The following is a 23,039-nucleotide window of genomic DNA, read 5'->3' as shown; positions in this document are numbered from 1 at the left end:
ACGGCCAGTTGGTCTGTACCTATGGTCTCCGGCCAGTGCACCTGTTCAAAGACGCGCTCATCGTTCACATACGAGAACGGATGGCCCCCACATGCCCAAGCTGCCCTCTCGCGTGCACCGTCGCAGACCACGCACCGCCGTCATCGCCGCCCTGGCCACCGCTCTGGTGGGCGGCCTCCTCGCCTGGCCCGCCGCCCATCGCGCCGACGCGGCACCGGCCACCTTCGCGCACCCCGGAGTCACCGTCTCCAGGAGTCAGCTGGACTTCTCCCGCACCAAGGTCAACGCCGGTGCGCAGCCCTGGAAGGGCGCGTACGACCAGATGATGGCGAGCACGTACGCTTCGCTGACGCGCACCGCGAAGCCCCGCGCGACCGTCGAGTGCGGCTCGTACTCCAACCCCAACTACGGGTGCACGGACGAGCGTGAGGACGCGATAGCCGCGTACACCGACGCCCTCGCCTGGTACATCACCCGCGACGAGCGGTACGCGAAGAAGGCCATCGAGTTGATGGACGCGTGGTCGGCGGTGATCAAGGACCACACCAACAGCAACGCGCCGTTGCAGACCGGCTGGGCCGGCTCCTCGTGGCCCAAGGCGGCCGAGATCATCAAGTACACGTACACCGGCACCTGGGCGAACTCCGGCCGCTTCGCGACCATGCTGCGCGACGTGTACCTCCCCGAGATCATCAACGGCTCCAACTCCAACGGCAACTGGGAGCTGTCGATGATGGAGGCCGCCGTCGGCATCTCCGTCTTCCTGGAGGACAAGACGTCGTACGACAAGGCCATGGCGAAGTTCCGTACGCGTACGGCCGCGTACATCTATCTCTCGTCCGACGGAGCTGTGCCGAAGACCGTGCCGAGCCAGAATCTCGACACGACCGCGAAGATCGTCAGCTACTGGCAGGGGCAGTCCACCTTCGTCACCGGGCTCACCCAGGAGACCTGCCGCGACTTCACGCACACCGGGTACGGCATCTCCGCCGTCTCGCACATCGCCGAGACCAGCCGTATCCAGGGCGCGGACCTGTACGGCACGGACGTCGGCGAGCGGCTGCGGCAGGCGCTCGGCTTCCAGGCCAAGTACCAGCTGGGCGAGGCGGCACCGAGCTGGCTGTGCGGGGGCTCCCTGAACCGGGGGCTCGGGCCGATCACCGAGGTCGGCTACAACGCCCTGCACAACCGCCTGGGCATCGCCATGACCAACACCCAGAACCTGACCGAGCAGAACCGCCCGGCCGGCAGCAACAACCTCTTCGTTGCCTGGGAGACGCTCACACACGGCGACAACCCGAGCTGACCCCGCCGCGTATCAGGGTTCCGTCAAGGACGCTCCAGACCGCGCTCACCCTGCCTTTTGCCGTGATGATCGGCCGTAAGGTCGACGCAGCGTACACAGCTGTGACAGGAAGACAATGGGGCCATGGCACGCGGCAAGCTTCGGATCTACCTCGGTGCGGCACCGGGCGTCGGCAAGACGTACGCCATGCTCTCCGAGGCGCACCGCCGCGTCGAGCGCGGCACGGACTGCGTGGTCGCCTTCGTGGAACACCACGGGCGGCCGCGCACCGAGGTGATGCTGCACGGTCTGGAGCAGGTCGCGCGCAGGGAGCTCGCGTACCGGGACACCGTCTTCGCCGAGATGGACGTGGACGCCGTCCTGCGGCGGGCCCCCGCCGTCGCTCTGGTGGACGAACTCGCTCACACCAATGTTCCGGGCTCCCGCAACGCCAAACGCTGGCAGGACGTCGAGGAGCTGCTCGCGGCGGGCATCGACGTCGTGTCGACCGTCAACATCCAGCACCTGGAGTCGCTGGGCGACGTCGTGGAGTCGATAACCGGCGTACGCCAGCGCGAGACCGTTCCGGACGAGATGGTGCGCCGGGCCGACCAGATCGAGCTGGTCGACATGTCGCCGCAGGCCCTGCGCCGCCGCATGGCGCACGGCAACATCTACAAGCCGGACAAGGTCGACGCGGCCCTGTCCAACTACTTCCGCCCGGGCAACCTGACCGCGCTGCGCGAGCTGGCGCTGCTGTGGGTGGCCGACCGGGTCGACGCGTACCTGACGGAGTACCGCAGCGAGCACCGGGTCTCGGCGATATGGGGCTCGCGCGAGCGCATCGTGGTCGGACTGACGGGCGGCCCCGAGGGCCGTACGCTGATCCGGCGCGCCGCACGCCTCGCGGAGAAGGGCGCGGGCGGCGAGGTCATGGCCGTCTACATCGCCCGCAGCGACGGGCTGACCTCCGCCTCGCCCAAGGAGCTGGCCGTCCAGCGCACGCTCGTCGAGGACCTGGGCGGCACCTTCCACCACGTCGTCGGGGACGACATACCCTCCGCGCTGCTGGACTTCTCGCGCGGCGTCAACGCCACGCAGATCGTGCTCGGCTCCTCGCGCCGCAAGGCCTGGCAGTACATGTTCGGGCCGGGCGTCGGCGCCACGGTCGCCCGCGAGTCGGGACCCGACCTGGACGTCCACATCGTCACCCATGAGGAGGTCGCCAAGGGGCGCGGTCTCCCGGTCGCCCGGGGTGCGCGGCTCGGCCGGTCGCGGATCATCTGGGGCTGGCTGGTCGGCGTGGCCGGGCCGGTCGTCCTCGCGCTGCTGCTGAACACCGTCGACCTCGGCCTCGCCAACGACATGCTGCTGTTCCTGGCGCTGACCGTGGCGGCCGCCCTGCTCGGCGGGCTGCTGCCCGCCCTCGCCTCGGCGGCCTTCGGGTCGCTGCTGCTGAACTACTACTACACGCCGCCGCTGCACCGGCTGACGATCGCCGACCCCAAGAACATCATCGCCATCGCGATCTTCGTCGGTGTCGCCGTCTCCGTGGCCTCCGTGGTGGACCTCGCCGCCCGCCGTACGCATCAGGCGGCCCGGCTGCGTGCCGAGTCGGAGATCCTCTCCTTCCTCGCGGGCAGCGTGCTGCGCGGCGAGACCAGTCTGGACGCCCTGCTCGAACGCGTCCGCGAGACCTTCGGCATGGAGTCGGTCGCCCTGCTGGAGCGGGAGAGCGACGTCGCGCCGTGGACCTGCGCGGGCAGTGTGGGCGTGCGTCCGCTGGTCGACCGGCCGGAGGACGCGGACGTGGACATGCCCGTGGGCGACCACATGGCCCTCGCGCTGTCCGGGCGCGTGCTGCCCGCCTCCGACCGCCGGGTGCTCGCCGCGTTCGCCGCCCAGGCCGCCGTCGTCCTGGACCGCCAGCGCCTTCAGCGCGAGGCGGACCAGGCCCGCACGCTCGCCGAGGGCAACAGCATCCGTACCGCGCTGCTGGCCGCGGTCAGCCATGACCTGCGGACCCCGCTGGCGGGGATCAAGGCGGCCGTGTCCTCCCTGCGCTCCGACGACGTGGCCTGGTCCGAGGAGGACCGGGCGGAGCTCCTCGAAGGCATCGAGGACGGCGCGGACCGCCTCGACCACCTGGTGGGCAACCTGCTGGACATGTCCCGGCTGCAGACCGGGACCGTGACCCCGCTGATCCGCGAGATCGACCTCGACGAGGTGGTGCCGATGGCGCTCGGCGGAGTGCCCGAGGACAGCGTGGTGCTGGACATCCCGGAGAGTCTGCCGATGGTGGCCGTCGACCCCGGTCTGCTGGAGCGCTCGGTGGCCAACCTCGTCGAGAACGCGGTCAAGTACAGCCCTTCGGACGAGTCGGTCCTGGTGGCCGCGAGCGCCCTCGCCAACCGGGTGGAACTCCGTGTGGTGGACCGCGGGCCCGGTGTCCCCGACGAGGCGAAGGACCGCATCTTCGCGCCCTTCCAGCGCTACGGCGACGCCCCGCGCGGTGTCGGTGTCGGCCTGGGTCTCGCGGTGGCACGCGGCTTCGCCGAGGCGATGGGTGGCACGCTGAACGCCGAGGACACTCCCGGCGGCGGCCTCACCATGGTGCTGACGGTCGGGGCGGCGGTGGACAGCCCCGCCGGCCGTCCCGGCCTCGCGCACGCAACAGCAGAAAGGCAGACCAGATGCTGAGCCCGACCGGGGGAGGCCCCCAGACCCCGACGAGGGTGCTCGTGGTCGACGACGAGCCGCAGATCGTACGCGCCCTCGTGATCAACCTGAAGGCGCGCAAGTACGAGGTCGACTCGGCCCACGACGGCGCGACCGCGCTGCACGTCGCCGCCGCCCGCCACCCCGACGTCGTGGTGCTCGACCTCGGGCTGCCCGACATGGACGGCGTCGAGGTGATCAGGGGACTGCGCGGCTGGACCCGGGTGCCGATCCTGGTGCTCTCGGCCCGCCACTCCTCCGACGAGAAGGTCGAGGCGCTGGACGCGGGCGCCGACGACTACGTCACCAAGCCCTTCGGCATGGACGAGCTGCTGGCCCGCCTGAGGGCCGCCGTCCGCCGGGCCGAGCCCACGGGCGGCGGTGAGGACGACGTGATCGTGGAGACCGAGGACTTCACGGTCGACCTGGCCGCGAAGAAGGTCAACCGCGACGGCAGGGACGTACGGCTCACCCCGACGGAGTGGCACCTGCTGGAGGTGCTCGTCCGCAACACCGGCCGCCTGGTCGGCCAGAAACAGCTGCTCCAGGAGGTGTGGGGCCCGTCGTACGGGACGGAGACGAACTACCTGCGCGTGTACATGGCACAACTGCGCCGCAAGCTGGAATCGGATCCGTCGCATCCGAAGCACTTCATCACGGAGCCGGGGATGGGATATCGGTTCGAGAGGTGAGATGCGAGCGGTGGCGGCGGAGTGTGCGGGGGCGGCGGAGTGTCCAGGGCCGGTCAGTGCCCGTTCAGAGCGTTGGCGCCGCGAGTGCGTTGCTGTCGGCGTCCCCCGGTACGCTTTCGGTATGAGCGCTGTTCCTCATTCCGAAAAGCCGGTGGGCCGGTTCCGGCGCATGCTCGACCGGCTCTCCTCGTCCCAGGAGGACCTGGAGTCCGAGGAGCTGCGCGAGGACGCCGAGACCGCAGGATGTACGCGCATCGGCGACTGTCATGACCGGCAGATCGTCACCGTTACTGGTACCTTGCGCACGGTCACGCTGCGGCCGCGGGCCGGAGTCCCGGCCCTGGAGGCGGAGCTGTTCGACGGCTCGGCCGCACTGGACGTGGTGTGGCTCGGCAGGCGTTCCATCGTCGGCATAGAGCCGGGGCGCAAGCTGATCGCTTCGGGCCGGATCTCGATGAGCCGGGGCCGCAGAGTGCTGTTCAACCCGAAGTACGAACTCAGACCGCTCGGACGGGAGTAGCCGGTGACGTCGCTCGACAAGCCTACGGAAGACGCCCAGCAGGATTCCAGGGCGGTGACCGAGGCCGCGCTCTTCGAGGCGTTCGGCGGTGTCCGGGGCATGGTCGAGACGGTGGTGCCCGGCCTCCTCTTCGTCACCATCTTCACGATCAACAAGGACCTGCACTGGTCGGCGATCGCCGCCATCACGGTGTCCCTGCTGCTGGTCGTGGTCCGCCTCGTCATGAGGGACACCGTCAAGCACGCCTTCAGCGGTGTCTTCGGTGTCGCCTTCGGCGTGGTCTTCGCGATGATGACCGGCAACGCCAAGGACTTCTACCTGCCGGGCATGCTCTACACGCTCGGTCTGGCGCTGGCGTACATCATCACCACGCTCGCGGGCGTGCCCCTGATCGGCCTGATCCTCGGCCCGGTCTTCAAGGAGAACCTCTCCTGGCGTACCCGCAACCCGGGCCGCAAGAAGGCGTACGCGAAGGCAAGTTGGGCCTGGGGCCTGATCCTGCTCGCCAAGTGCGCGATCCTCTTCCCGCTGTACTGGTGGGCCAACACCGCCCAACTCGGCTGGGTCCTGGTCGCGCTGAAGATCCCGCCGTTCCTGCTGGCGGTCTGGCTCACCTGGGTGTTCCTGGCCAAGGCCCCCGCTCCGATCGACGTGTTCGCGGAGATGGAGGCGGCGGAGAAGGCCGAGGAGGAACGCAAGGCGGCACTGGCCGAGGAGCGGGGCGAGGAGCGGGGCGAGGCCACGGCAGGGCGTCACCGCCGCGACGTCTAGTCACCCGTTTGAGTTCGTTTTTGGGCCTGGTCACTCGTACGAGCGAGTGCGTCAGGCCTGGTCACCCGTACGAGTCGGGGGCGCCCGGAGATCTCCGGGCGCCCCCGACGTCGTATCGCGGCGCACGTTGCCTGTTGCGGCACTAGCTCGATGCGTCCTCGCGGCGCACCGACAGCAGGTCCTCCAGTTGTTCCTCGCGGGCCTGCGCGGCCACGAACAGGAGTTCGTCGCCCGCCTCCAGGGAGTCCTCCTGGGACGGTGTGAGGACGCGGGTGCCGCGGATGATCGTCACCAGGGACGTGTCCTGTGGCCACTCCACGTCTCCGACCTGCGTGCCCGCCAGGGCCGACTCCGGCGGCAGGGTCAGCTCGACCAGGTTCGCGTCGCCGTGGCTGAAGCGCAGCAGCCGGACCAGGTCACCGACGCTCACCGCCTCCTCGACCAGGGCCGACATCAGACGCGGGGTGGAGACGGCGACGTCCACGCCCCAGGCCTCGTTGAACAACCACTCGTTCTTCGGGTTGTTGACGCGGGCGACGACGCGCGGAACGCCGTACTCCGTCTTCGCCAGGAGCGAGACGACCAGGTTCACCTTGTCGTCGCCCGTCGCGGCGATCACCACGTTGCAGCGCTGGAGCGCCGCCTCGTCCAGGGACGTGATCTCGCAGGCGTCGGCGAGCAGCCACTCCGCCTGCGGGACGCGCTCGACCGAGATGGCGGTCGGCGCCTTGTCGATCAGCAGGATCTCGTGGCCGTTCTCGAGCAGTTCGCCCGCGATCGAGCGGCCGACGGCACCGGCACCGGCAATGGCGACCCTCATCAGTGACCGCTCTCCTCTTCAGGGCCCTCGGCGAACGCCGCCTCGACCTTCTCGACGTCGTCCGTACGCATCATCACGTGCACCAGGTCGCCCTCCTGGAGCACCGTCTGGGAGGACGGCAGTATTGCCTCGCCCAGCCGGGTGAGGAAGGCCACGCGTACGCTGGTCTCCTCCTGGAGCTTGCTGATCTTGTGGCCCACCCAGGCCGAAGAGGCGTGCACCTCGGCGAGCTGCACCCCGCCGGTGGGGTCGCGCCACAGCGGCTCGGCGCCCGAGGGCAGCAGCCGGCGCAGCATCTGGTCGGCCGTCCAGCGGACGGTGGCGACCGTCGGAATGCCGAGGCGCTGGTAGACCTCGGCGCGGCGCGGGTCGTAGATACGGGCTGCGACGTTCTCGATGCCGAACATCTCGCGGGCCACCCGGGCCGCGATGATGTTCGAGTTGTCACCGCTGGAGACGGCGGCGAACGCGCCGGCCTCCTCGATGCCCGCCTCGCGCAGGGTGTCCTGGTCGAAGCCGACTCCGGTGACACGACGGCCGCCGAACCCGGAGCCCAGTCGTCGGAAGGCGGTGGGGTCCTGGTCGATCACAGCGACCGTATGCCCCTGTTGCTCCAGGGTCTGGGCAAGAGCGGAGCCCACTCTTCCGCAGCCCATGATGACGATGTGCACGACCGTCCTTCCGGTGTCAATGGTCACGGCTCAGTCGAAACGCCAACAACAGGGTCTCAGACCGCCGCCCAAGCTACACACGTGCGGTCCGCGGACGGCACCCCCGTGCACATTCGCCTGCGGGTTCTCATGGTCAGCGGCGGCCGATGCTGCGGACGCTGAGAAGGGTCAGGATTCCGAGGCCGACGAGTCCGGCGGCGGCGCCGATCAGCTCCGCGGGCGCATGCATGGGACCTCCGTGGGGTGCAATGAGCGAGGTTTTGTCATATAGGCATGGGGATCGCCGTAGGTGCGGAATCCGCAGCGTGACGCCTCTGCGATTTCACTCGGAGAGCAGATGGGCGACGGTTGGCGGGCCGATGCGGGACGGCGGGTGGGCGACCTCCCGTTCGAACGCTTACGATCCTCTGCGTGTCCAAACTGACCGACGTGCCCAAACGGATCCTGATCGGGCGCGCACTGCGCAGTGACCGGCTCGGAGAAACGCTCCTGCCGAAGCGCATCGCACTGCCCGTCTTCGCTTCCGACCCGCTCTCCTCCGTGGCGTACGCACCAGGAGAAGTGCTGCTGGTCCTCTCCATCGCGGGCGTGTCGGCGTACCACTTCAGCCCCTGGATCGCGGTCGCGGTCGTGGTGCTGATGTTCACCGTGGTCGCCTCCTACCGGCAGAACGTCCACGCCTACCCGAGCGGCGGCGGCGACTACGAGGTGGCCAACACCAACCTCGGCCCCAGGGCGGGTCTCACCGTCGCCAGCGCGCTGCTCGTCGACTACGTCCTCACCGTCGCCGTCTCCATCGCCTCCGGCATCGAGAACCTCGGCTCGGCCATCCCCTTCGTGGTCGAGCACAAGGTCTCCTGCGCGGTGGCCGTCATCGTGCTGCTCACGTTGATGAACCTGCGCGGCGTAAAGGAGTCCGGAAAACTTTTCGCGATTCCGACGTACGTCTTCGTCGCGGGCGTCTTCATCATGATCGCCTGGGGCGCCTTCCGCGGGTTCGTCCTCGACGACACCATGCACGCGCCGACCGCCGACTACCACATCAAGGCCGAGCACCAGGGCCTCGCCGGCTTCGCCCTCGTGTTCCTGCTGCTGCGCGCCTTCTCCTCCGGCTGTGCCGCGCTCACCGGTGTCGAGGCGATCTCCAACGGTGTCCCGGCCTTCCGCAAGCCCAAGTCCAAGAACGCGGCGTCCACGCTCGCGGCGATGGGCCTGCTCGCCGTCACCATGTTCTGCGGCATCATCGCCCTGGCCATGGCGACCAACGTCCGCATGGCGGAGAACCCGGCGAACGACCTGATCCACAACGGCGTCGCGGTCGGCCCCGACTACGTTCAGAACCCGGTGATCTCGCAGGTCGCCGAGGCCGTCTTCGGCAAGGGCAGCTTCCTGTTCATCGTGCTGGCCGCGGCCACCGCGCTGGTGCTGTTCCTCGCCGCGAACACCGCGTACAACGGCTTCCCGCTGCTCGGCTCGATCCTCGCCCAGGACCGCTATCTGCCGCGTCAGCTGCACACCCGTGGCGACCGCCTGGCCTTCTCCAACGGCATCGTGCTGCTCGCGGGCGCGGCGACCCTCCTGGTCGTCATCTACGGCGCCGACTCGACGCGGCTGATCCAGCTGTACATCGTCGGCGTCTTCGTCTCCTTCACGCTGAGCCAGACCGGCATGGTCCGGCACTGGAACCGCCACCTGGCCACCGAGAAGGACCAGGCCAAGCGCCGGCACATGGTCCGCTCCCGGGCGATCAACGCGTTCGGCGCGTTCTTCACCGGGCTCGTGCTGGTCGTCGTCCTCGTCACCAAGTTCACGCACGGCGCCTGGGTCGCGCTGCTCGGCATGTGCATCTTCTACGCGACGATGAGCGCGATCCGTAAGCACTACGACCGGGTCGCCGAGGAGATCGCCGCCCCCGAGGGCCCGTCCGACGACAGTGTCCGCCCCTCCCGCGTCCACTCCGTGGTCCTGATCTCCAAGATCCACCGGCCGACGCTGCGCGCCCTCGCCTACGCCAAGCTGATGCGCTCCGACACGCTGGAGGCGCTCAGCGTGAACGTCGACCCGGCCGAGACCAAGGCACTGAAGGAGGAGTGGGACCGGCGCGGCATCGACGTACCGCTGAAGGTCCTCGACTCCCCGTACCGCGAGATCACCCGGCCCGTCATCGAGTACGTGAAGGGGCTGCGCAAGGAGTCGCCGCGCGACGCGGTGTCCGTGATCATCCCCGAGTACGTGGTGGGCCACTGGTACGAGCACCTGCTGCACAACCAGAGCGCGCTGCGCCTGAAGGGCCGGCTGCTCTTCACCCCGGGCGTCATGGTCACCTCCGTGCCCTACCAGCTGGAGTCCTCCGAGGCCGCGAAGAAGCGGGCGCGCAGGCGGCAGGAGTGGAGTGCGCCGGGTGCGGTGCGGCGCGGGCCCGCGGAGGAGCGCGCGAAGGAGTCGTCGAACACGAAGGGCTGACGGGCTCGTGGTGAGCGGCCGGGTGGTGTCCACGTAGACTGGTGGGCTGTTGTCCGGCCGTTCCCCCCTCTCGTTACTGGAGTCACCCCACCATGCAGGCAGAACCGAAGAAGTCGCTGGTGGGGGAGGAGTACGAGGTCGAGATCGGCCCCGTCGCCCACGGCGGGCACTGCATCGCCCGTACATCCGAGGGCCAGGTCCTCTTCGTACGGCACGCGCTGCCCGGCGAGCGGGTCCTCGCGCGCGTCACCGAGGGCGAGGAGGGCGCGCGGTACCTGCGTGCGGACGCCGTCGAGATCCTGGACGCCTCGAAGGACCGTGTCGAGGCCCCCTGTCCGTACGCGGGCCCCGGCCGCTGCGGCGGCTGCGACTGGCAGCACGCCAAGCCGGGCGCCCAGCGCCGACTGAAGGGCGAGGTCATCGCCGAGCAGTTGCAGCGGCTCGCGGGCCTCACGCCCGAGGAAGCGGGCTGGGACGGCACGGTGATGCCCGCCGAGGGCGACAAGCTCCCGGCCGGCGAGGTCCCCGCGTGGCGGACCCGCGTGCAGTACGCGGTGGACGCCGACGGCAACGCCGGGCTGCGGCGCCACCGCTCGCACGAGGTCGAGCCGATCGAGCACTGCATGATCGCGGCACCGGGCGTCAGCGAGCTGGGCATCGAGGAGCGTGACTGGTCCGGCATGGAGTCGGTCGACGCGATCGCGGCGACGGGATCGCAGGACCGCATGGTGATCCTGGAGCCCCGGCCCGGCGCCCGTCTGCCCCTCGTCGAGCTCGACAAGCCCGTCTCCGTCATGCGCGTCGAGGAGAAGGACGGCGGCATCCACCGCGTCCACGGCCGGGCGTTCGTGCGTGAGCGCGCCGACGGCCGCACCTACCGTGTCGGCAGTGGCGGCTTCTGGCAGGTCCACCCGATGGCCGCCGACACCCTGGTCAAGGCCGTCATGCAGGGTCTGCTGCCGCGCAAGGGCGATATGGCGCTCGACCTGTACTGCGGTGTCGGCCTCTTCGCGGGCGCGCTCGCGGACCGGCTCGGTGACAAGGGCGCGGTGCTCGGCATCGAGTCCGGCAAGCGCGCGGTCGAGGACGCGCGGCACAACCTCGCCGCCTTCGAGCGCGTGCGCATCGAACAGGGCAAGGTCGAGGCGGTCCTCCCGCGCACCGGCATCACCGAGGTCGATTTGATCGTCCTCGACCCGCCGCGTGCGGGCGCGGGCAAGAAGACGGTCGAACAGCTCGTGTCCCTGGGCGCGCGAAAGATCGCGTACGTGGCCTGCGACCCGGCGGCGCTGGCACGGGACCTCGGGTACTTCCGCGACGGCGGCTACAAGGTGCGGACGCTGCGGGCGTTCGATCTGTTTCCGATGACGCATCATGTGGAGTGTGTGGCGATTCTGGAGCCTGCTGCAAAGGGGCTCTGACCTGCCGTTTCTCTGAGTGTGCGTGATGGGCGTTAGGTGCGTTAGGTGCGATATCTTGACGCATGTTCGACGCACATGACGCACGCTTGACGCACGAACGGCGCGATTCCTGACGGTTCGTCATGCGCAATTGTTGGCCGCCGGGGGAAGCGCTCACGCGTGTGACGGTGGGCATCTTGAAGGGGTGTGGACCAGTCGCCAAGCCTTGGTCGACCCCGTCCGCGCGCCTCTCGGTGCTGACGTCCCGTGACGCTCAGTGGGGCGTCACACGGGTGGCGTGTTCAGTGGGTCGAGGCGTTCACGGTGGCTGCTGTCCAGCTGAGCACATGGCTGCTGTCGGCGACCCAACGTCCGTGTACACAGGCGAGTTCGGGCGGGGCGGGTACGAGGGCGCGGGCGGTGAACGTGCCGTCTGGGGCGAGGTCGAGGAACGCCTCCTGGAAGTCCAGTCGGCGGCGGGTCACCGGGTACCACGCCTTGTGTACGGACACCTTGGCGCTGAACAGGAGGCGGGGTCCCATGCGGGCCTGGCCGCCGCGGCGGCCAGGGCGGCAAGTGAGGCCAGGGCGGAGCGTTCCTCGGGACGGGTTATGGCCTCCAGTACCCCTTCCGCAAGCGGGGAGTTGGGCTCGGCGTGGACGCAGGCGCGGACGGTGGTGAACTCGTTGCGCCGTTTCGGGACGGCTCTGGCGATGAGCGCCTCTTCCTGAGGGGACAGCGTGATGTCCAGCCGATGGGTGAAGGACTGAACGGTGTGCGGTACGCACCATGCCGAATTGCCGGATCAAGCTCCTGATGGGGCATCATCTTCCGGCCGCGTGCACACGGAGCGGCCCTGCGTGGCCATTCGGACCGAGCTTCCGATGACGATGCGGCGAGGGTTGGTCGTGTCGTGATCCTTCCTCGCTTCAGTACCGGCTGGAGGGGATGCTTGTGCCTCCGCAGTCAGGTCCGGTGCCGGTGACGGGACTTCGCACGCGGAAGGCTCCGGGGAACTCCTCCAGCGGGGCGCGCGGGGTGGCCGTCCGGCACGGCGGTCACGAGATCGACATGCCCCCGTCGATGGACAGCACCTGACCGGTCATGTAGTCGGCGTCCAGCAGCAGTTCGATGCCACGGGCCACCTCGTCGGGCGTGCCCATGCGGCCGAACGCGGTCCGCGCCACGAGCGTGGCGCGGACCTCGGCCGGCACCTCCTCGGTGAGCGCGGTGGCCATCAGGCCGGGTGACAGCGCGTTGACCGTCACATTGAACCGCCCGCACTCCAGGGCCAGGCTCCGGGTCATCCCCAGCACACCGGCCTTGGACGCCGAGTACGCCGTCTGGCCCCGGCTGCCGAGGAGGCCGGCGGGCGAGACGACGTTGATGATGCGTCCCCAGCGGCCCCGCAGCATGTCCGGGAGTGCCGCCCGGCAGGTATGGAAGGTGCCGATCAGATTGACGGCGACGGTCCGGGTCCAGTCGTCGACGGACTGGGTGGCCATGAGACCGTCCCGGCGGATCGCACCCGTGTTGACGAGGACGCTGATGCCTCCCAGCTCAGCGCGTACCCGGTCGACCATGTCCCGGGTGGCAGCCCAGTCGGCGACGTCCGCCCGCACGAGGGTGCTCGGCCCGCTGAGCTTGGCCGCTACCTTGCGGGCCTGGTCCTCACCGTTGGTGTAGTGCAACGCCAGCCGGTAGCCACGGTGGTCGAGGACCCGTGCCACGGCGGCGCCGAGCGCTCCCGAAGCGCCGGTGACGAGAGCGACACGGCCGTCGGTACCCGGCGTCGCCATCAGACAGGCGCTCCCGCACGCGCGCCGGCTGGCCGGCGCGGCGCGGTCAGGGAGGCCGCCGGTGCGAGGCTTCCCATCTCGGTCTTGCGTTGACGTGCCCTCCGTAGGCGCCGAAGGCCGAAGATCCGCGTCCGGTCGAAAGTCATCACACCACTCCGCATGTACGGGGTCGGGAAAGGGGGACGGGATCCGATCCTCCGCGGGAGGTCCGGCCGCCATCGCACCCGGGTAGGCGGTTCACAGCGCACAGGGCGCGACGGGCCGAGTCCGGTAGGGGGTCGGAGCGGGGCGCGAGGACAACCGGGCGGGGTGTCACCTCTTGACAGGTTCCACCTCGCCCGGAGCTCCCGTTCCGTAACCGTTCGGTTCCCGTGCCGTTCCCATTCCGGGAGTCCGACGCTGTCAGCCGACGTCCGCGGACGGACGCGGTCGGTTTCGCTACGAGGCGACGGACGATTCGTCGGCGGCTTCCGCCACGAAACGCTCGGCCGCTGCCGTGTCGAGGCCCAGCGAGGCCAGCACCCCGGCGCCGTCCCCCTCTTCCAGAAGCCCCAGCAGCATGTGGCCGGTGCTGACGCTGTCCTGGCCGAGGCGGAAGGCCACCCGAGACGCCAGTTCCAGCGCCTTCTTCGCGTGGGCGTCGTACGGGATCAGCACCGGATCGGCGTCACTGCGCGGCGGCAGGGTGGCCACCGCCGTGTCTCGCGCCTGGTCGAGGTCGATGCCCTGCGCCCGCAGGGCGCCGACCGCACTGCCCTCGGTGCCGAGCAGGCCGAGGAGGACATGCGCCGGGACGATCTCGGCGTTGCCGGCCGTCTTGGCCTCGTTCATGCCGGCGATGATCGCGCTGCGGGCGGGCTGGGAGAACTTCTCGAAGGCATTCGACGGCTTGGCGTCGGGCTTGCCGACGAACCGCTTCTGGGCTGCCTGCCGGGTGACGCCCATGCAGCGGCCGATGTCGGTCCAGGACGCGCCGGAGTGACGGGCCTGGTCGACGAAGTGGCCGATGAGATGGTCGGCGACCTCGCCGATGTGGTCGGCCAGCAGGATGGCGCCGCTGAGCTGGTCGAGGGCGGTGGTGTGGTTCTCGGTGATCGCCGTGATGAGCTCGTCGAGCTTGACCGGCGGAGTGATCTGCGTCATGGTGTCAACCGTAGGTTGTCAGTCGGGTGGTGTCAACCCGAGGTTGTCATTTCTCTCGGTCGGTCCTGGGCCCGCGTGGCCGCCGCGCTCCGCGGCGGCCACGCCCGTCGCCGATGAGCGCGGCGGCCTGCGCGGCTACCAGGTGACCGGCATCTCGGCCGGGCCGAACGCCTGGATCGAGTGGTACTTGTACGTCAGTTCCGCCTCGGGCACGGCGAGCGCGAGCGTCGGGACCCGCTCGAAGAGCGTCGTGTAGACGATCTCGAGCAGGCTCGGCACCAGGCGGTCCGCCGGACACTTGTGCGGTCCGTGACCGAACGCCAGGTGCCGGGCGGGCTCCTCCCGCATGATGTCGAGCTGATGGGGATACGGGCACACCGACGGGTCGCGGTTGACGGGCAGCGTCGGCACCGCCACGCCGTCACCGGCCTTGACCAGCGTGTCGCCGATGAGCATGTCCTCGGTGGCGAGCCGCATGGGGGTTCCGTCGTTGACCGAGAAGTACCGCAGCATCTCGTCCACCGCAGTCGTCATCCGGTCCGGATGGGCGAGCAGCGTCGGCCGCTGCTCCGGGTGGTTCAGCAGGGTGAGCACGCCCAGCGAGATCATCGTGGACACCGAGTTGTGAATGCCCTGGGCGTTCGACAGCATCAGAGGCGCGAGTTCGTACCAGTTGACCTCGCCGTGCTTCTCGCGTTCCTGCACGATCAGACGACTCATCATGTCGTCGCCGAGGTGCTTGGCCTTCTCCTTCAGGACCTCTTCCGCGTGCCCGTTCAGGCGGTCGGCCGCTTCCCTCTCCTCGGCCTCGGTGGTGGTGCCGAGCAGCAGCTTCCAGACGTTGTCCCGCATCGTCTCCAGCTCGGCCGCGGGGATGCCGAGGAACATCTCCTGCAGCTGCCACGCGATGGGGAACGCCAGCTCCTTCACCAGGTCGACCGGCTTCGTCGGCTGCCGCAGCATGTCGTCGATCTTCTCCTCGACGGCGACCCGCAGGCGCGGCAGCAGCCGGGCGAGTCCTTCCGGGGAGAACTCGTCCATGATGGACTTCTTCTTCTTCAGGTGTTCCGGACCGTCCAGGTTGATCATGAACGGTGCGCAGTACCGCAGCTTCATCAGCGAATTGGGTGTCAGCTTCGGAAATCGGTCGTCCGTCTTGTCCGAGCTGAACCGCGGGTCGGAGAGCACGATGCGGGCGTATTCCGGCCTCACCACCATCCAGACGAGTTTGCCCGTGGGCAATTCGACCTGGCCGATGCCTCGTTCCCGCAGTGTCTCGTACTCGGCCGGCAGCACGCCGGGGAGCTGCCGGCGAATGGGGTGGGTCGGGAGTTTCGTCATGCCGGCACCTCTGCAGCCCAGTGGTAGAAACGGGTGGCCAGTGAATTGCCCTGCGGGTCGTACGGCGGAATGATCTCCGTGAGGTCGTCGACGAGCTGGAGGAAGCGGGGATCGCCTTCCGTCCACACCTCGCTGATCGCCTCCATGCTGTTGGCTACGGCGAAGTCCTGGATGTGCAGGTAGATGCCGCGCCACAGATAGATCTGGCGGCGCAGCGTGCCCATCTTCTGCGGGATGTCGGTCGCGTCCGACTCCGCGAACAGCCGTGCCGCCTCGGGGATGTGTTCCTGCCGCTGGGTGTTGACGATCACCGCGCTGTACGTCTGCTCCAGGTCGTCCAGTCGCTCGGCCGGCCACAGGTAGAAACGCTCGGCCGTCGGCCGGTCGACCGGGCCGTCCCAGTCCTCCGTCGCGGCGTGATCGCCGAAATAGGTCGACAGGCGTTCGTTCAGCCGCGTGCACCGGGGGTCGGTGCTGATGATCCGGTATGCCTCGTCGGGGTCGGCGACGTCCCAGTCCTGCATGTGCACATAAAGGTCGCTGTAGCTGAATACCTGGCGGCGGCGCAGCTGGGGCAGTTCGGACGCGACCTCGCCATCGAACTCCTGAAGGATCTTGGTGACGTCGGCGACGTTACCACTGTCGAATGCGCCGACAGTGATGATGCTCGGCATTTAGCGTCTCCTTACGAATAGGCGGGGTGCGTTTCGGGGGTGCGCCCAGCTTGCGCCCGCGCCTTCGACGCCGGATCGACGCCCGGTCAACGGCCGGGGCCGACCGCGGACGGGGAACTCGAAGGGTCCTCGAAGCGAGGTCGATCGAGGACGGACATCGTCGGTCGCGACGGATACGGATGTGACGACGCTTGTGAGGTGTCTTGTTGTGTCGAGTACACAGCGGCGAGTTGACCACGCCATCACCATCGAGGGCGACGTGGAGACGGTGTTCGACCTGATCGCGGACATCGCGCGATGGCCGCAGTTCCACCGGTCCGCGGTGCACGCGGAGACGGTCCACGCCAACGAGAAGGGAGAGTTGGTCAGGCACTGGGCTCTGGCCGGTGACGCCGCCGTCCGCGCCTGGCAGACCGTGCGCCGCACGGACCGGCCGGGGCGCCGCATCACCTTCGCGCACATGGAACCCGAACAGCCCGCCACCGACCTCCGCGGCGAGTGGGTCTTCACCGAACTGACGCCGAACCGGACCCGGGTCGAGCTGAGCCACCAGGTCGTCGCGCCGACCGGCGCCGATCTCGGCCCGTTGCTGGACAGGATCGCGCAGGAGAGCGAGGACTGCCTCGCCACGCTCCGCGACACGGCCGAGCGCCGGGCCGACCTGGACGAACTCGTCGTGTCCTTCACTGACCCGCTGTTCATCGCCGGCTCCGTCGAGGACGCCTATGACTACCTCTACCGGGCGGACCTGTGGCCCGAGCGCATCCCGCACGTGGTGGGGCTCGCCATGACCGAGGACGTGCCGAACGTCCAGTTCTTCGACATGGACACCAAGGGTCCGGACGGCAGCACGCACACCGTCCGCTCGGTGCGGATCTGCCTCCCGAACCACCTGATCGTGTACAAGCAGATCTCGCTGCCCACGATGCTGGACGCGCACACCGGCCACTGGCGGTTCACCGAGACGCCGGAAGGCGTCATCGCCGAGGCCCGGCACACCAGCACGATCAAGCGCTCGGCGCTGTCCCAGCTGGGCGGCGCGACGACGGTCGCCGAGGCGCGCCGGTACCTGCGACGGCTGCTGAGCGGCAACAGCATGAGCAACCTCCGCCTCGCCAAGGCGTACGCGGAGGAGCGCGCCGGCTTCTGAGTCGGCCGCACCGGCCTCCGAGAGACCTCGCCACAGCGCGAGGGGCGAGGAACCGCCCGGCCGGACGTGAGCTGCCGCACCGGCACCGACACCGTCCCGGCCGGGTCCCACGAACAGAGAACCGTCGAGTCAGGAGAAGTCATGGCCAAGGAGACGACCCCCCGAGGCGGGGGAGTGTGGGCAGCCGCCGATCTGCTGACCCCGATGGCCGTCCGGGTGGCGGCGACGTTGCGGCTGGCCGACCACATCGCCGCGGGCGCCCGGACGACCGAGGCGCTGGCCGAGGCCGTCGGCGCCGACCGGGACGCGCTGGGGCGGCTGCTGGACCACCTGGTGACCGCGGGCGTGCTGTCGGGCACCGGGCCCGGCGCCTACGACCTGACGGCCATGGGCCGCCACCTGTGCGAGGGCGCGCCCGAGGACATGCGGGCCATACTCGACATCGAAGGCGCCCTGGGACACGCAGAGTTGAGCCTCGTCCACCTGTTGCACACGGTACGCACGGGTGAGGCCGCGTTCCCGCAGCAGTACGGTGTGACGTTCTGGGACGACCTGTCGTCCGACGACGGGCGCGCCGAGTCCTTCGACACCTTGATGGGCGCCAGGTTGACGGCGCACTCGCCGGCCGTGGCCGGGGCGTATCCGTGGGGAACGCTCCGTCATGTGGTCGATGTCGGCGGTGGCGACGGCACCATGCTGATCGCCATCCTGCAGTCCCACCCCGACCTGAGGGGGACGGTCGTCGACCTGCCCGGCCCGGTGCGCCGCGCCGAGAAGGCCATCGCCGCGGCCGGTCTCGACCACCGGGCCGACATCGCGGCCGGCAGTTTCTTCGACGCTCTTCCCGCCGGAGCGGACGGATATCTGCTGTCGAGCATCCTGCACAACTGGGACGACGCGTCGGCCGCCCGTATCCTGCGCCGCTGCGCCGACGCGGCGCAGACGACGGGACGTGTGCTCGTCGTGGACTACTTCGGCGACCGGACCGTGCAGACGGAGGGCGACCTGCGCATGCTCGGCTACTTCGGCGGCCGGCAGCACACCCTGGAGCAACTGGCCGAACTGGCGGGAACCGTCGGCCTGCACACCACCTCGGTCACGCCGGCCGGCCGTTACTCCGTCGTCGAACTGCGCGCGGTTGGCTGACCTTTCGCGCGCCGCGCCGACGGCGCACCACCGCCGGTGTCGCCGACCGGCCGGCGCGATCCGTCCTTCCCGGTGGCCGTCGGGAAGCGGGCTTCGATTCCGTCCAGGATGATCGCCAGGCCGTTCGCGAACCGCTCGTCTGCCTCCCCGATCTCGGAGGTCTGGACCATCCGGCTCAGGTGCGGGAACTCACCGGTCTCCAGCAGGGACTTGAGGTACGGCTCCATCCGCAGCCGCCAGGCATGGCGGTCGAGGCCGGACTGATTCGCGGTCGCCCGCTCGGTCAACTCGGCCTGCACGGCGCCGCTGACCCACGAGTGGATCAGGTTGAGCACGTGGATCGTGTCGTCCATGCCCAGGCCGCAGCCGGCGAGAACGGCGAGATCGCGTTCCATGCCGCGCATGAAGTTGGGGCCCATGATCGGGCGGGTGGCGAGGAGCGGGGCGAGCCAGAGGTGCCGCAGGAGGATCTGCCGGCGGCGGCGTGCCAAGGTCGTCAGATCCGCACGGAGATCGCCGGTCGGCTCCTGCGGCTCGAAGCCGGTCGCCTCGTCGATCATGACCGTGTACAGGTCTTCCTTGGTCGGCAGGTAGCGGTAGAGGGTCATCGCACCGGTGCCGAGTCGCTTGGCGATGGCGCGCACCGACGCGGCTTCGATGCCTTCGGAGTCCGCGATATCGATCGCCACCGCGGCGATCTGCCTACGACTGTGCGACGGCGCGGGGCCTCGCGCCGGCTTCTCCGGTCGCATCCAGATGATTGGGTTCGAGTCCGACACGACAGTCATCCTACGCGTCCGACGCAAAGTTGCGTACGGCGCACTCGGTTGGCTACGCTAAAATCGCGTACACCGTACTCGGTGAAGGGTTGATGCATGGAAGACGCGATCATGTACACCGAGGATGTGAGGAAGCAGTACGGGGATGTCGTCGCGCTGGACGGCCTGGACCTGGTGGTGCCGTCGCGCACCGTCTACGGCCTGCTCGGCCCGAAGGGTGCGGGGAAGAGCACCGCCGTGCGGATCTTGGCCACCCTGACCCGGCCCAGCAGCGGGCGGGCCGTCGTCGCCGGCTTCGACGTGGCCCGGAATCCGGCGGATGTGCGGAAGGTGATCGGCCTGGCCGGTCAGGACGCCTCGTTCGACGACGGACTGACCGGCCGGGAGAACCTGCGGATCCTCGGCCGCCTCTCGCGGCTCGGCTCGCGCGGCGCCCGTCGGCGCGCCGACGAGCTGCTGGAACGGTTCGGTCTCGCCCACGCCGGTGATCGGCTGGTCGGCACGTACTCCGGTGGCATGCGCCGCCGGATCCACCTGATCGCCAGTCTGTTACGGGCCCCCGCGGTGCTTTTCCTCGACGAGCCGACCACCGGGCTCGACGCCCCCAGTCGCGCCGAGATCTGGGAGAGCGTGCGGAGACTGGTGGCCGACGGCACCACGGTCCTGCTCACCACCCCGTGTCTGGAGGAGGTGGAGCGGCTCGCCACGGCGGTCGGCGTGATCGACCGCGGCCAGCTGATCGCCGAAGGCAGCCCGGCCCAGCTCAAAGCCCAGATCGGCCGTCACATCGACGTCGTGGTTGAGTCGGCGGACCATGTGCCGAGTGCCATGGCGAGGCTGGAGCGGCTGACCGGCCGGTGCCCCGAGGCCGACGGATCGCGCATCGTCGTGGCCGCGGTGGATCAGGCGCCCGCCCTGCCGCTGATCGTGAGTGAACTGGACGCGTCCGGCGCGGTGATCAGGAACATCGGGATCCGCGAGCCCGGCTTGGACGACGTCTTCCTGACGATGACCGGGCAGACCGTCGGACCGGCGCAACCGGTCGAGACGCCCGAGGCGGTGTCGTGAACCTCCTGGCCGACGGCTGGACGCTGACCCAGCGAAGGCTGTTCCGGCTGCGCCACGAGCCCGGCACCCTGCTCACCATGCTGATGATGCCGAGCGGGTTCGTGGTGCTGTTCGGCTTCGTGTTCGGCGGCGCGATCGGGGTGCCGGGCACCTCGAACTACCGCGAGTTCATGATGCCCGGCCTGTTCGTGATGACGACCGGGACCGCTCTGTCCACCGCCATGGTGGAGGTGGCGACGGACCAGGCGCGCGGGGTGATGGAGCGCCTGCGTTCGCTCCCGACCCACCGGGTGTCCGTGCCGCTCGGCCAGAGCGGCGCCGAGGGGATCCTCGGGGCCTACGGCCTCGCGGTCCTGATGGTGTGCGGTCTCGTCGTCGGCTGGCGGCCGCACGACGGCGTTCCGCGGGCGCTGGCCGGCATCGGCCTGCTCCTGCTGTTCCGCTACACGCTGGCGTGGGTCGGCACCTACCTGGGCCTTGTGGTGCGTTCGGCACGGACCGCGGCCCGGCTGGCACCGCTCACGCTGTCGCTCACCATGGTGTCCAACGCCCTCGTGCCGACCGACCGGATGCCGGTCGGCCTCCGGGCGCTGTGCGAGTGGAACCCGCTCAGCTCCGCCGCGGCGGCCGCGCGCGAGCTCTTCGGCAACCCCGGTGCTCCCGGGCCGGACGCCGCGTGGCCGCTGACCCACCCGGTGACCGCGAGCCTGCTGTGGGCCGGCCTGCTGTTGCTGATCTTCGTGCCGCTCTCGGTGCGCCGCTTCGCCCGCGCCGGACTCTAGATCCGTACGCGCGTCTCCCGCCCGGGGACGCGGCGGGTGAGCGGAGGCGTCTCCAGTACCGCCACGGGTGCGACGTACCCGTGAGGAAAACACCGTTCTCATTCTCGGAGGGACAAGCATGCGCGTAGTGATCGTCGGAGGCGGCACGGTCGGGTTGTGCACCGCCGTCTTCCTCGCCCGTCAGGGTGTCTCGGTCCATGTGCTGGAGCGCCGGGCACAGGTCAACGACCATCCGCGGGCCTTCGGCATCACGGACCGGTCGGCGGAGATCCTCCGGGAGGCCGGCATCGACATAGAGACGGACCATCTCGTCCGGGGCCTCATGACGGGCACGAGCCTGGCCGATCTGACCACCGTCACGGCCAAGTTCGAGCCGCCGGAGATCGGCCCGGCGAAGCTGGGAAGCTGCCCGCAGGACCGGGTCGACCGGGCCGCGCTGGCACGGCTGCGGGAGCTCGGCGGCCAGGTGGACTTCGACAGCGAGGTGGTCGCGGTGACGGACGGCGGCGTCACCACCGCGGACGGCAGGACCGTCACGGCGGACTACGTGATCGCCGCCGACGGAGTCCGCAGCCGGATGCGTGACCTGCTCGGCATCGGCGTGACCGGCCCGGGACCGCTGAGCAGTTCGCACATGCTCAACGTGCTGTTCCGCGCGGAACTGCCCACCCCGCCGACGTCCATGACGTTCCTGCGCAACGAGCGGGCGTCCGGGATCCTGCTGAAGGTCGACGAGACCGGCCGCTGGGTCTTCCACATCCCGAACGGTGACCCGGAGACCCCCGTCGAGCGGATCCAGCAGCAGATCAGGGACGCCACCGGCGTCAGCGACATCGAGCCGGAGATCATCAGCCTGCTGCCCTGGTCGTCGACGGCGCGGGTCGCCGACCGCTTCCGGCAGGGCAACGTCTTCCTCGTGGGTGACGCGGCCCACGTGGTGCCGCCGGTCGGGGGTCTCGGACTCAACGTGGGTATCGCCGACGGCCACAACCTGGCGTGGAAACTGGCCGCCGGCGGTGACGCGCTGCTCGACACCTACGAGGCCGAGCGCCGGCCCGTCGCGCTGTTCACCATGCGACAGACCGTGCTCCGCGCCGAGCACCGTGACCTGCACTGGGACAACGACGCGAGCCGGGCCGCCGACCGCGCGGCCGTGGGCATGGCGGGCATCATGATCCCCGTGATCGGCTACCGGTACGACTCCGGCGCGGTGGTCGACCCGGAGCCGCTCTCCGACATGGAGAACCTCGTCCTGGACGGCGCCCCGGGCAGCCGCCTGCCGCACCGGTGGCTTCCGGACGGACGGTCCACGGTCGACCTCGTCGACGGATTCACGCTGATCACCGGGACCGCGGCCGACCACTGGCTGGACGCGACACGGGACCTGGGCATCACGGGGCACGCGGTCGAAGGGTGGGCCGAGGCCGTCGGCATCAAGGAGGACGGCGCCGTGCTCGTCCGCCCGGACGGGTTCGTCGGCTGGCGTACGGCCACGACACGGAATGCCGTGGAGACCAGCACGCAGCACCTGCGGGACGTCCTCGACCGGATCCTGTGCCGGCAGAAGGCCTGACGCGGATCCGTACCCCTGGCATGCGGTCGACACCGGCACGGTCGGTGTCGGCCGCATGCTGTCTCGGCGCCGGGAGGCGCCCCGGGCCGCCTCCGTACGCCCCCCTCCTTGGGTCGAACCACACACGAACTCGCCTCGAACCGCTGCCGCGAGCATCGGCGCCATGTGGTCCCTCGACCACCGACCTCGAGCGAACGCGCGCTCGGCGCGTCCTGTTCGCGGATGTTCCCCGCGTGATGGTGAA

At 69.6% G+C, this 23,039-nt stretch carries 21 protein-coding genes; 12 read left to right on the top strand and 9 right to left on the bottom strand.

Annotated elements, in window-relative coordinates; all coding sequences use genetic code 11:
* The first annotated feature begins 91 nt into the window (after positions 1-91).
* The 5 genes from SAVERM_RS12515 (at position 92) to SAVERM_RS12495 (ending at position 5,986) form a co-directional block, all read left to right on the top strand.
* Positions 92-1,306, top strand: coding sequence for an alginate lyase family protein (locus SAVERM_RS12515; RefSeq protein WP_010983835.1), 1,215 nt, complete (start codon positions 92-94; stop codon positions 1,304-1,306).
* Between the two features lie 123 nt (positions 1,307-1,429).
* Positions 1,430-3,985, top strand: a complete 2,556-nt coding sequence (locus tag SAVERM_RS12510) for a sensor histidine kinase (RefSeq protein ID WP_010983834.1) — start codon at positions 1,430-1,432, stop codon at positions 3,983-3,985.
* A complete protein-coding gene (locus tag SAVERM_RS12505; protein ID WP_010983833.1) occupies positions 3,979-4,695 on the top strand; it encodes a response regulator in 717 nt (238 codons plus the stop codon). Before SAVERM_RS12510 ends, SAVERM_RS12505 begins: the two co-directional genes overlap by 7 nt.
* A 121-nt stretch (positions 4,696-4,816) precedes the next feature.
* Positions 4,817-5,215 carry an OB-fold nucleic acid binding domain-containing protein gene (locus SAVERM_RS12500; RefSeq protein ID WP_062804692.1) on the top strand — a complete coding sequence of 133 codons (399 nt, stop codon included), beginning with the start codon at positions 4,817-4,819 and terminating at the stop codon, positions 5,213-5,215.
* Between the two features lie 3 nt (positions 5,216-5,218).
* Positions 5,219-5,986 (top strand): DUF3159 domain-containing protein, encoded by a 768-nt coding sequence (locus SAVERM_RS12495; RefSeq protein ID WP_010983831.1) that lies wholly within the window; start codon positions 5,219-5,221, stop codon positions 5,984-5,986.
* A 142-nt stretch (positions 5,987-6,128) separates the two neighbouring features.
* On the opposite strand, the gene SAVERM_RS12490 is transcribed toward SAVERM_RS12495, so the two are convergent.
* Together SAVERM_RS12490 and SAVERM_RS12485 are read right to left on the bottom strand one after the other, a co-directional pair.
* Positions 6,129-6,806: a potassium channel family protein gene (locus SAVERM_RS12490; RefSeq protein ID WP_010983830.1), complete on the bottom strand. Its 678-nt coding sequence runs from the start codon at positions 6,804-6,806 to the stop codon at positions 6,129-6,131.
* The gene (locus SAVERM_RS12485; protein ID WP_010983829.1) at positions 6,806-7,477 is read right to left on the bottom strand and encodes a potassium channel family protein; all 672 of its coding nucleotides are present in this window, start codon (positions 7,475-7,477) and stop codon (positions 6,806-6,808) included. The genes SAVERM_RS12490 and SAVERM_RS12485 overlap by 1 nt, the downstream gene beginning before the upstream one ends.
* Positions 7,478-7,888: 411 nt before the next feature.
* On the opposite strand from SAVERM_RS12485, the gene SAVERM_RS12480 reads away from it, so the two are divergent.
* Both SAVERM_RS12480 and SAVERM_RS12475 read left to right on the top strand, forming a co-directional pair.
* Positions 7,889-9,940, top strand: coding sequence for an APC family permease (locus tag SAVERM_RS12480; RefSeq protein ID WP_010983828.1), 2,052 nt, complete (start codon positions 7,889-7,891; stop codon positions 9,938-9,940).
* A gap of 92 nt (positions 9,941-10,032) precedes the next feature.
* Positions 10,033-11,361, top strand: a complete 1,329-nt coding sequence (locus SAVERM_RS12475) for a class I SAM-dependent RNA methyltransferase (RefSeq protein ID WP_037650137.1) — start codon at positions 10,033-10,035, stop codon at positions 11,359-11,361.
* Between the two features lie 281 nt (positions 11,362-11,642).
* Here SAVERM_RS12475 and SAVERM_RS45535 read toward each other — a convergent pair whose 3' ends face one another.
* The 6 genes from SAVERM_RS45535 to SAVERM_RS12450 all read right to left on the bottom strand — a co-directional run bounded on the left by SAVERM_RS45535 (position 11,643) and on the right by SAVERM_RS12450 (position 16,297).
* Positions 11,643-11,882: a hypothetical protein gene (locus SAVERM_RS45535; RefSeq protein WP_010983826.1), complete on the bottom strand. Its 240-nt coding sequence runs from the start codon at positions 11,880-11,882 to the stop codon at positions 11,643-11,645.
* Positions 11,822-12,055, bottom strand: coding sequence for a hypothetical protein (locus tag SAVERM_RS45530; protein ID WP_306292900.1), 234 nt, complete (start codon positions 12,053-12,055; stop codon positions 11,822-11,824). The genes SAVERM_RS45535 and SAVERM_RS45530 overlap by 61 nt, the downstream gene beginning before the upstream one ends.
* 343 nt (positions 12,056-12,398) lie before the next feature.
* A complete protein-coding gene (locus SAVERM_RS12465) occupies positions 12,399-13,139 on the bottom strand; it encodes a 3-oxoacyl-ACP reductase family protein (RefSeq protein WP_010983825.1) in 741 nt (246 codons plus the stop codon).
* A 438-nt stretch (positions 13,140-13,577) separates the two neighbouring features.
* Entirely contained in the window at positions 13,578-14,282 is a 705-nt protein-coding gene (locus SAVERM_RS12460) for a Clp protease N-terminal domain-containing protein (protein WP_010983824.1), read from the bottom strand.
* Between the two features lie 135 nt (positions 14,283-14,417).
* Complete coding sequence (locus SAVERM_RS12455) at positions 14,418-15,623, bottom strand: cytochrome P450 (RefSeq protein WP_037650140.1); 1,206 nt, start codon at positions 15,621-15,623, stop codon at positions 14,418-14,420.
* A complete protein-coding gene (locus tag SAVERM_RS12450) occupies positions 15,620-16,297 on the bottom strand; it encodes a TcmI family type II polyketide cyclase (protein WP_010983822.1) in 678 nt (225 codons plus the stop codon). Before SAVERM_RS12450 ends, SAVERM_RS12455 begins: the two co-directional genes overlap by 4 nt.
* 208 nt (positions 16,298-16,505) lie before the next feature.
* On the opposite strand from SAVERM_RS12450, the gene SAVERM_RS12445 reads away from it, so the two are divergent.
* Complete coding sequence (locus tag SAVERM_RS12445) at positions 16,506-17,447, top strand: aromatase/cyclase (RefSeq protein ID WP_037650142.1); 942 nt, start codon at positions 16,506-16,508, stop codon at positions 17,445-17,447.
* Positions 17,448-17,588: 141 nt separating this feature from the next.
* Complete coding sequence (locus SAVERM_RS12440) at positions 17,589-18,593, top strand: methyltransferase (protein WP_037650189.1); 1,005 nt, start codon at positions 17,589-17,591, stop codon at positions 18,591-18,593.
* Here SAVERM_RS12440 and SAVERM_RS12435 read toward each other — a convergent pair.
* Complete coding sequence (locus SAVERM_RS12435) at positions 18,560-19,381, bottom strand: TetR/AcrR family transcriptional regulator (RefSeq protein WP_237528774.1); 822 nt, start codon at positions 19,379-19,381, stop codon at positions 18,560-18,562. The genes SAVERM_RS12440 and SAVERM_RS12435 overlap by 34 nt on opposite strands.
* An 87-nt stretch (positions 19,382-19,468) precedes the next feature.
* On the opposite strand from SAVERM_RS12435, the gene SAVERM_RS12430 reads away from it, so the two are divergent.
* The 3 genes from SAVERM_RS12430 to SAVERM_RS12420 all read left to right on the top strand — a co-directional run bounded on the left by SAVERM_RS12430 (position 19,469) and on the right by SAVERM_RS12420 (position 22,795).
* Positions 19,469-20,440 (top strand): daunorubicin resistance protein DrrA family ABC transporter ATP-binding protein, encoded by a 972-nt coding sequence (locus SAVERM_RS12430; RefSeq protein ID WP_037650145.1) that lies wholly within the window; start codon positions 19,469-19,471, stop codon positions 20,438-20,440.
* Positions 20,437-21,222 carry an ABC transporter permease gene (locus SAVERM_RS12425; RefSeq protein ID WP_010983817.1) on the top strand — a complete coding sequence of 262 codons (786 nt, stop codon included), beginning with the start codon at positions 20,437-20,439 and terminating at the stop codon, positions 21,220-21,222. The genes SAVERM_RS12430 and SAVERM_RS12425 overlap by 4 nt, the downstream gene beginning before the upstream one ends.
* Positions 21,223-21,289: 67 nt before the next feature.
* Positions 21,290-22,795: an FAD-dependent oxidoreductase gene (locus tag SAVERM_RS12420; protein WP_010983816.1), complete on the top strand. Its 1,506-nt coding sequence runs from the start codon at positions 21,290-21,292 to the stop codon at positions 22,793-22,795.
* Positions 22,796-23,039: the final 244 nt, after the last annotated feature.

It is taken from the genome of Streptomyces avermitilis MA-4680 = NBRC 14893, from assembly GCF_000009765.2.
Taxonomy (GTDB): Bacteria; Actinomycetota; Actinomycetes; order Streptomycetales; family Streptomycetaceae; genus Streptomyces; species Streptomyces avermitilis.
This window is presented reverse-complemented; position numbering and strand designations above follow the sequence as displayed.

Bases quoted from the DNA above. Each gene is read 5' to 3' on its own strand.
- SAVERM_RS12515 (WP_010983835.1), top strand. From the start codon at position 92: ATGCCCAAGCTGCCCTCTCGCGTGCACCGTCGCAGACCACGCACCGCC.
- SAVERM_RS12510 (WP_010983834.1), top strand. From the start codon at position 1,430: ATGGCACGCGGCAAGCTTCGGATCTACCTCGGTGCGGCACCGGGCGTC.
- SAVERM_RS12505 (WP_010983833.1), top strand. From the start codon at position 3,979: ATGCTGAGCCCGACCGGGGGAGGCCCCCAGACCCCGACGAGGGTGCTC.
- SAVERM_RS12500 (WP_062804692.1), top strand. From the start codon at position 4,817: ATGAGCGCTGTTCCTCATTCCGAAAAGCCGGTGGGCCGGTTCCGGCGC.
- SAVERM_RS12490 (WP_010983830.1), bottom strand. From the start codon at position 6,806: ATGAGGGTCGCCATTGCCGGTGCCGGTGCCGTCGGCCGCTCGATCGCG.
- SAVERM_RS12475 (WP_037650137.1), top strand. From the start codon at position 10,033: ATGCAGGCAGAACCGAAGAAGTCGCTGGTGGGGGAGGAGTACGAGGTC.
- SAVERM_RS45535 (WP_010983826.1), bottom strand. From the start codon at position 11,882: ATGGGACCCCGCCTCCTGTTCAGCGCCAAGGTGTCCGTACACAAGGCG.
- SAVERM_RS12465 (WP_010983825.1), bottom strand. From the start codon at position 13,139: ATGGCGACGCCGGGTACCGACGGCCGTGTCGCTCTCGTCACCGGCGCT.
- SAVERM_RS12460 (WP_010983824.1), bottom strand. From the start codon at position 14,282: ATGACGCAGATCACTCCGCCGGTCAAGCTCGACGAGCTCATCACGGCG.
- SAVERM_RS12455 (WP_037650140.1), bottom strand. From the start codon at position 15,623: ATGACGAAACTCCCGACCCACCCCATTCGCCGGCAGCTCCCCGGCGTG.
- SAVERM_RS12450 (WP_010983822.1), bottom strand. From the start codon at position 16,297: ATGCCGAGCATCATCACTGTCGGCGCATTCGACAGTGGTAACGTCGCC.
- SAVERM_RS12440 (WP_037650189.1), top strand. From the start codon at position 17,589: ATGGCCAAGGAGACGACCCCCCGAGGCGGGGGAGTGTGGGCAGCCGCC.
- SAVERM_RS12435 (WP_237528774.1), bottom strand. From the start codon at position 19,381: ATGACTGTCGTGTCGGACTCGAACCCAATCATCTGGATGCGACCGGAG.
- SAVERM_RS12430 (WP_037650145.1), top strand. From the start codon at position 19,469: ATGGAAGACGCGATCATGTACACCGAGGATGTGAGGAAGCAGTACGGG.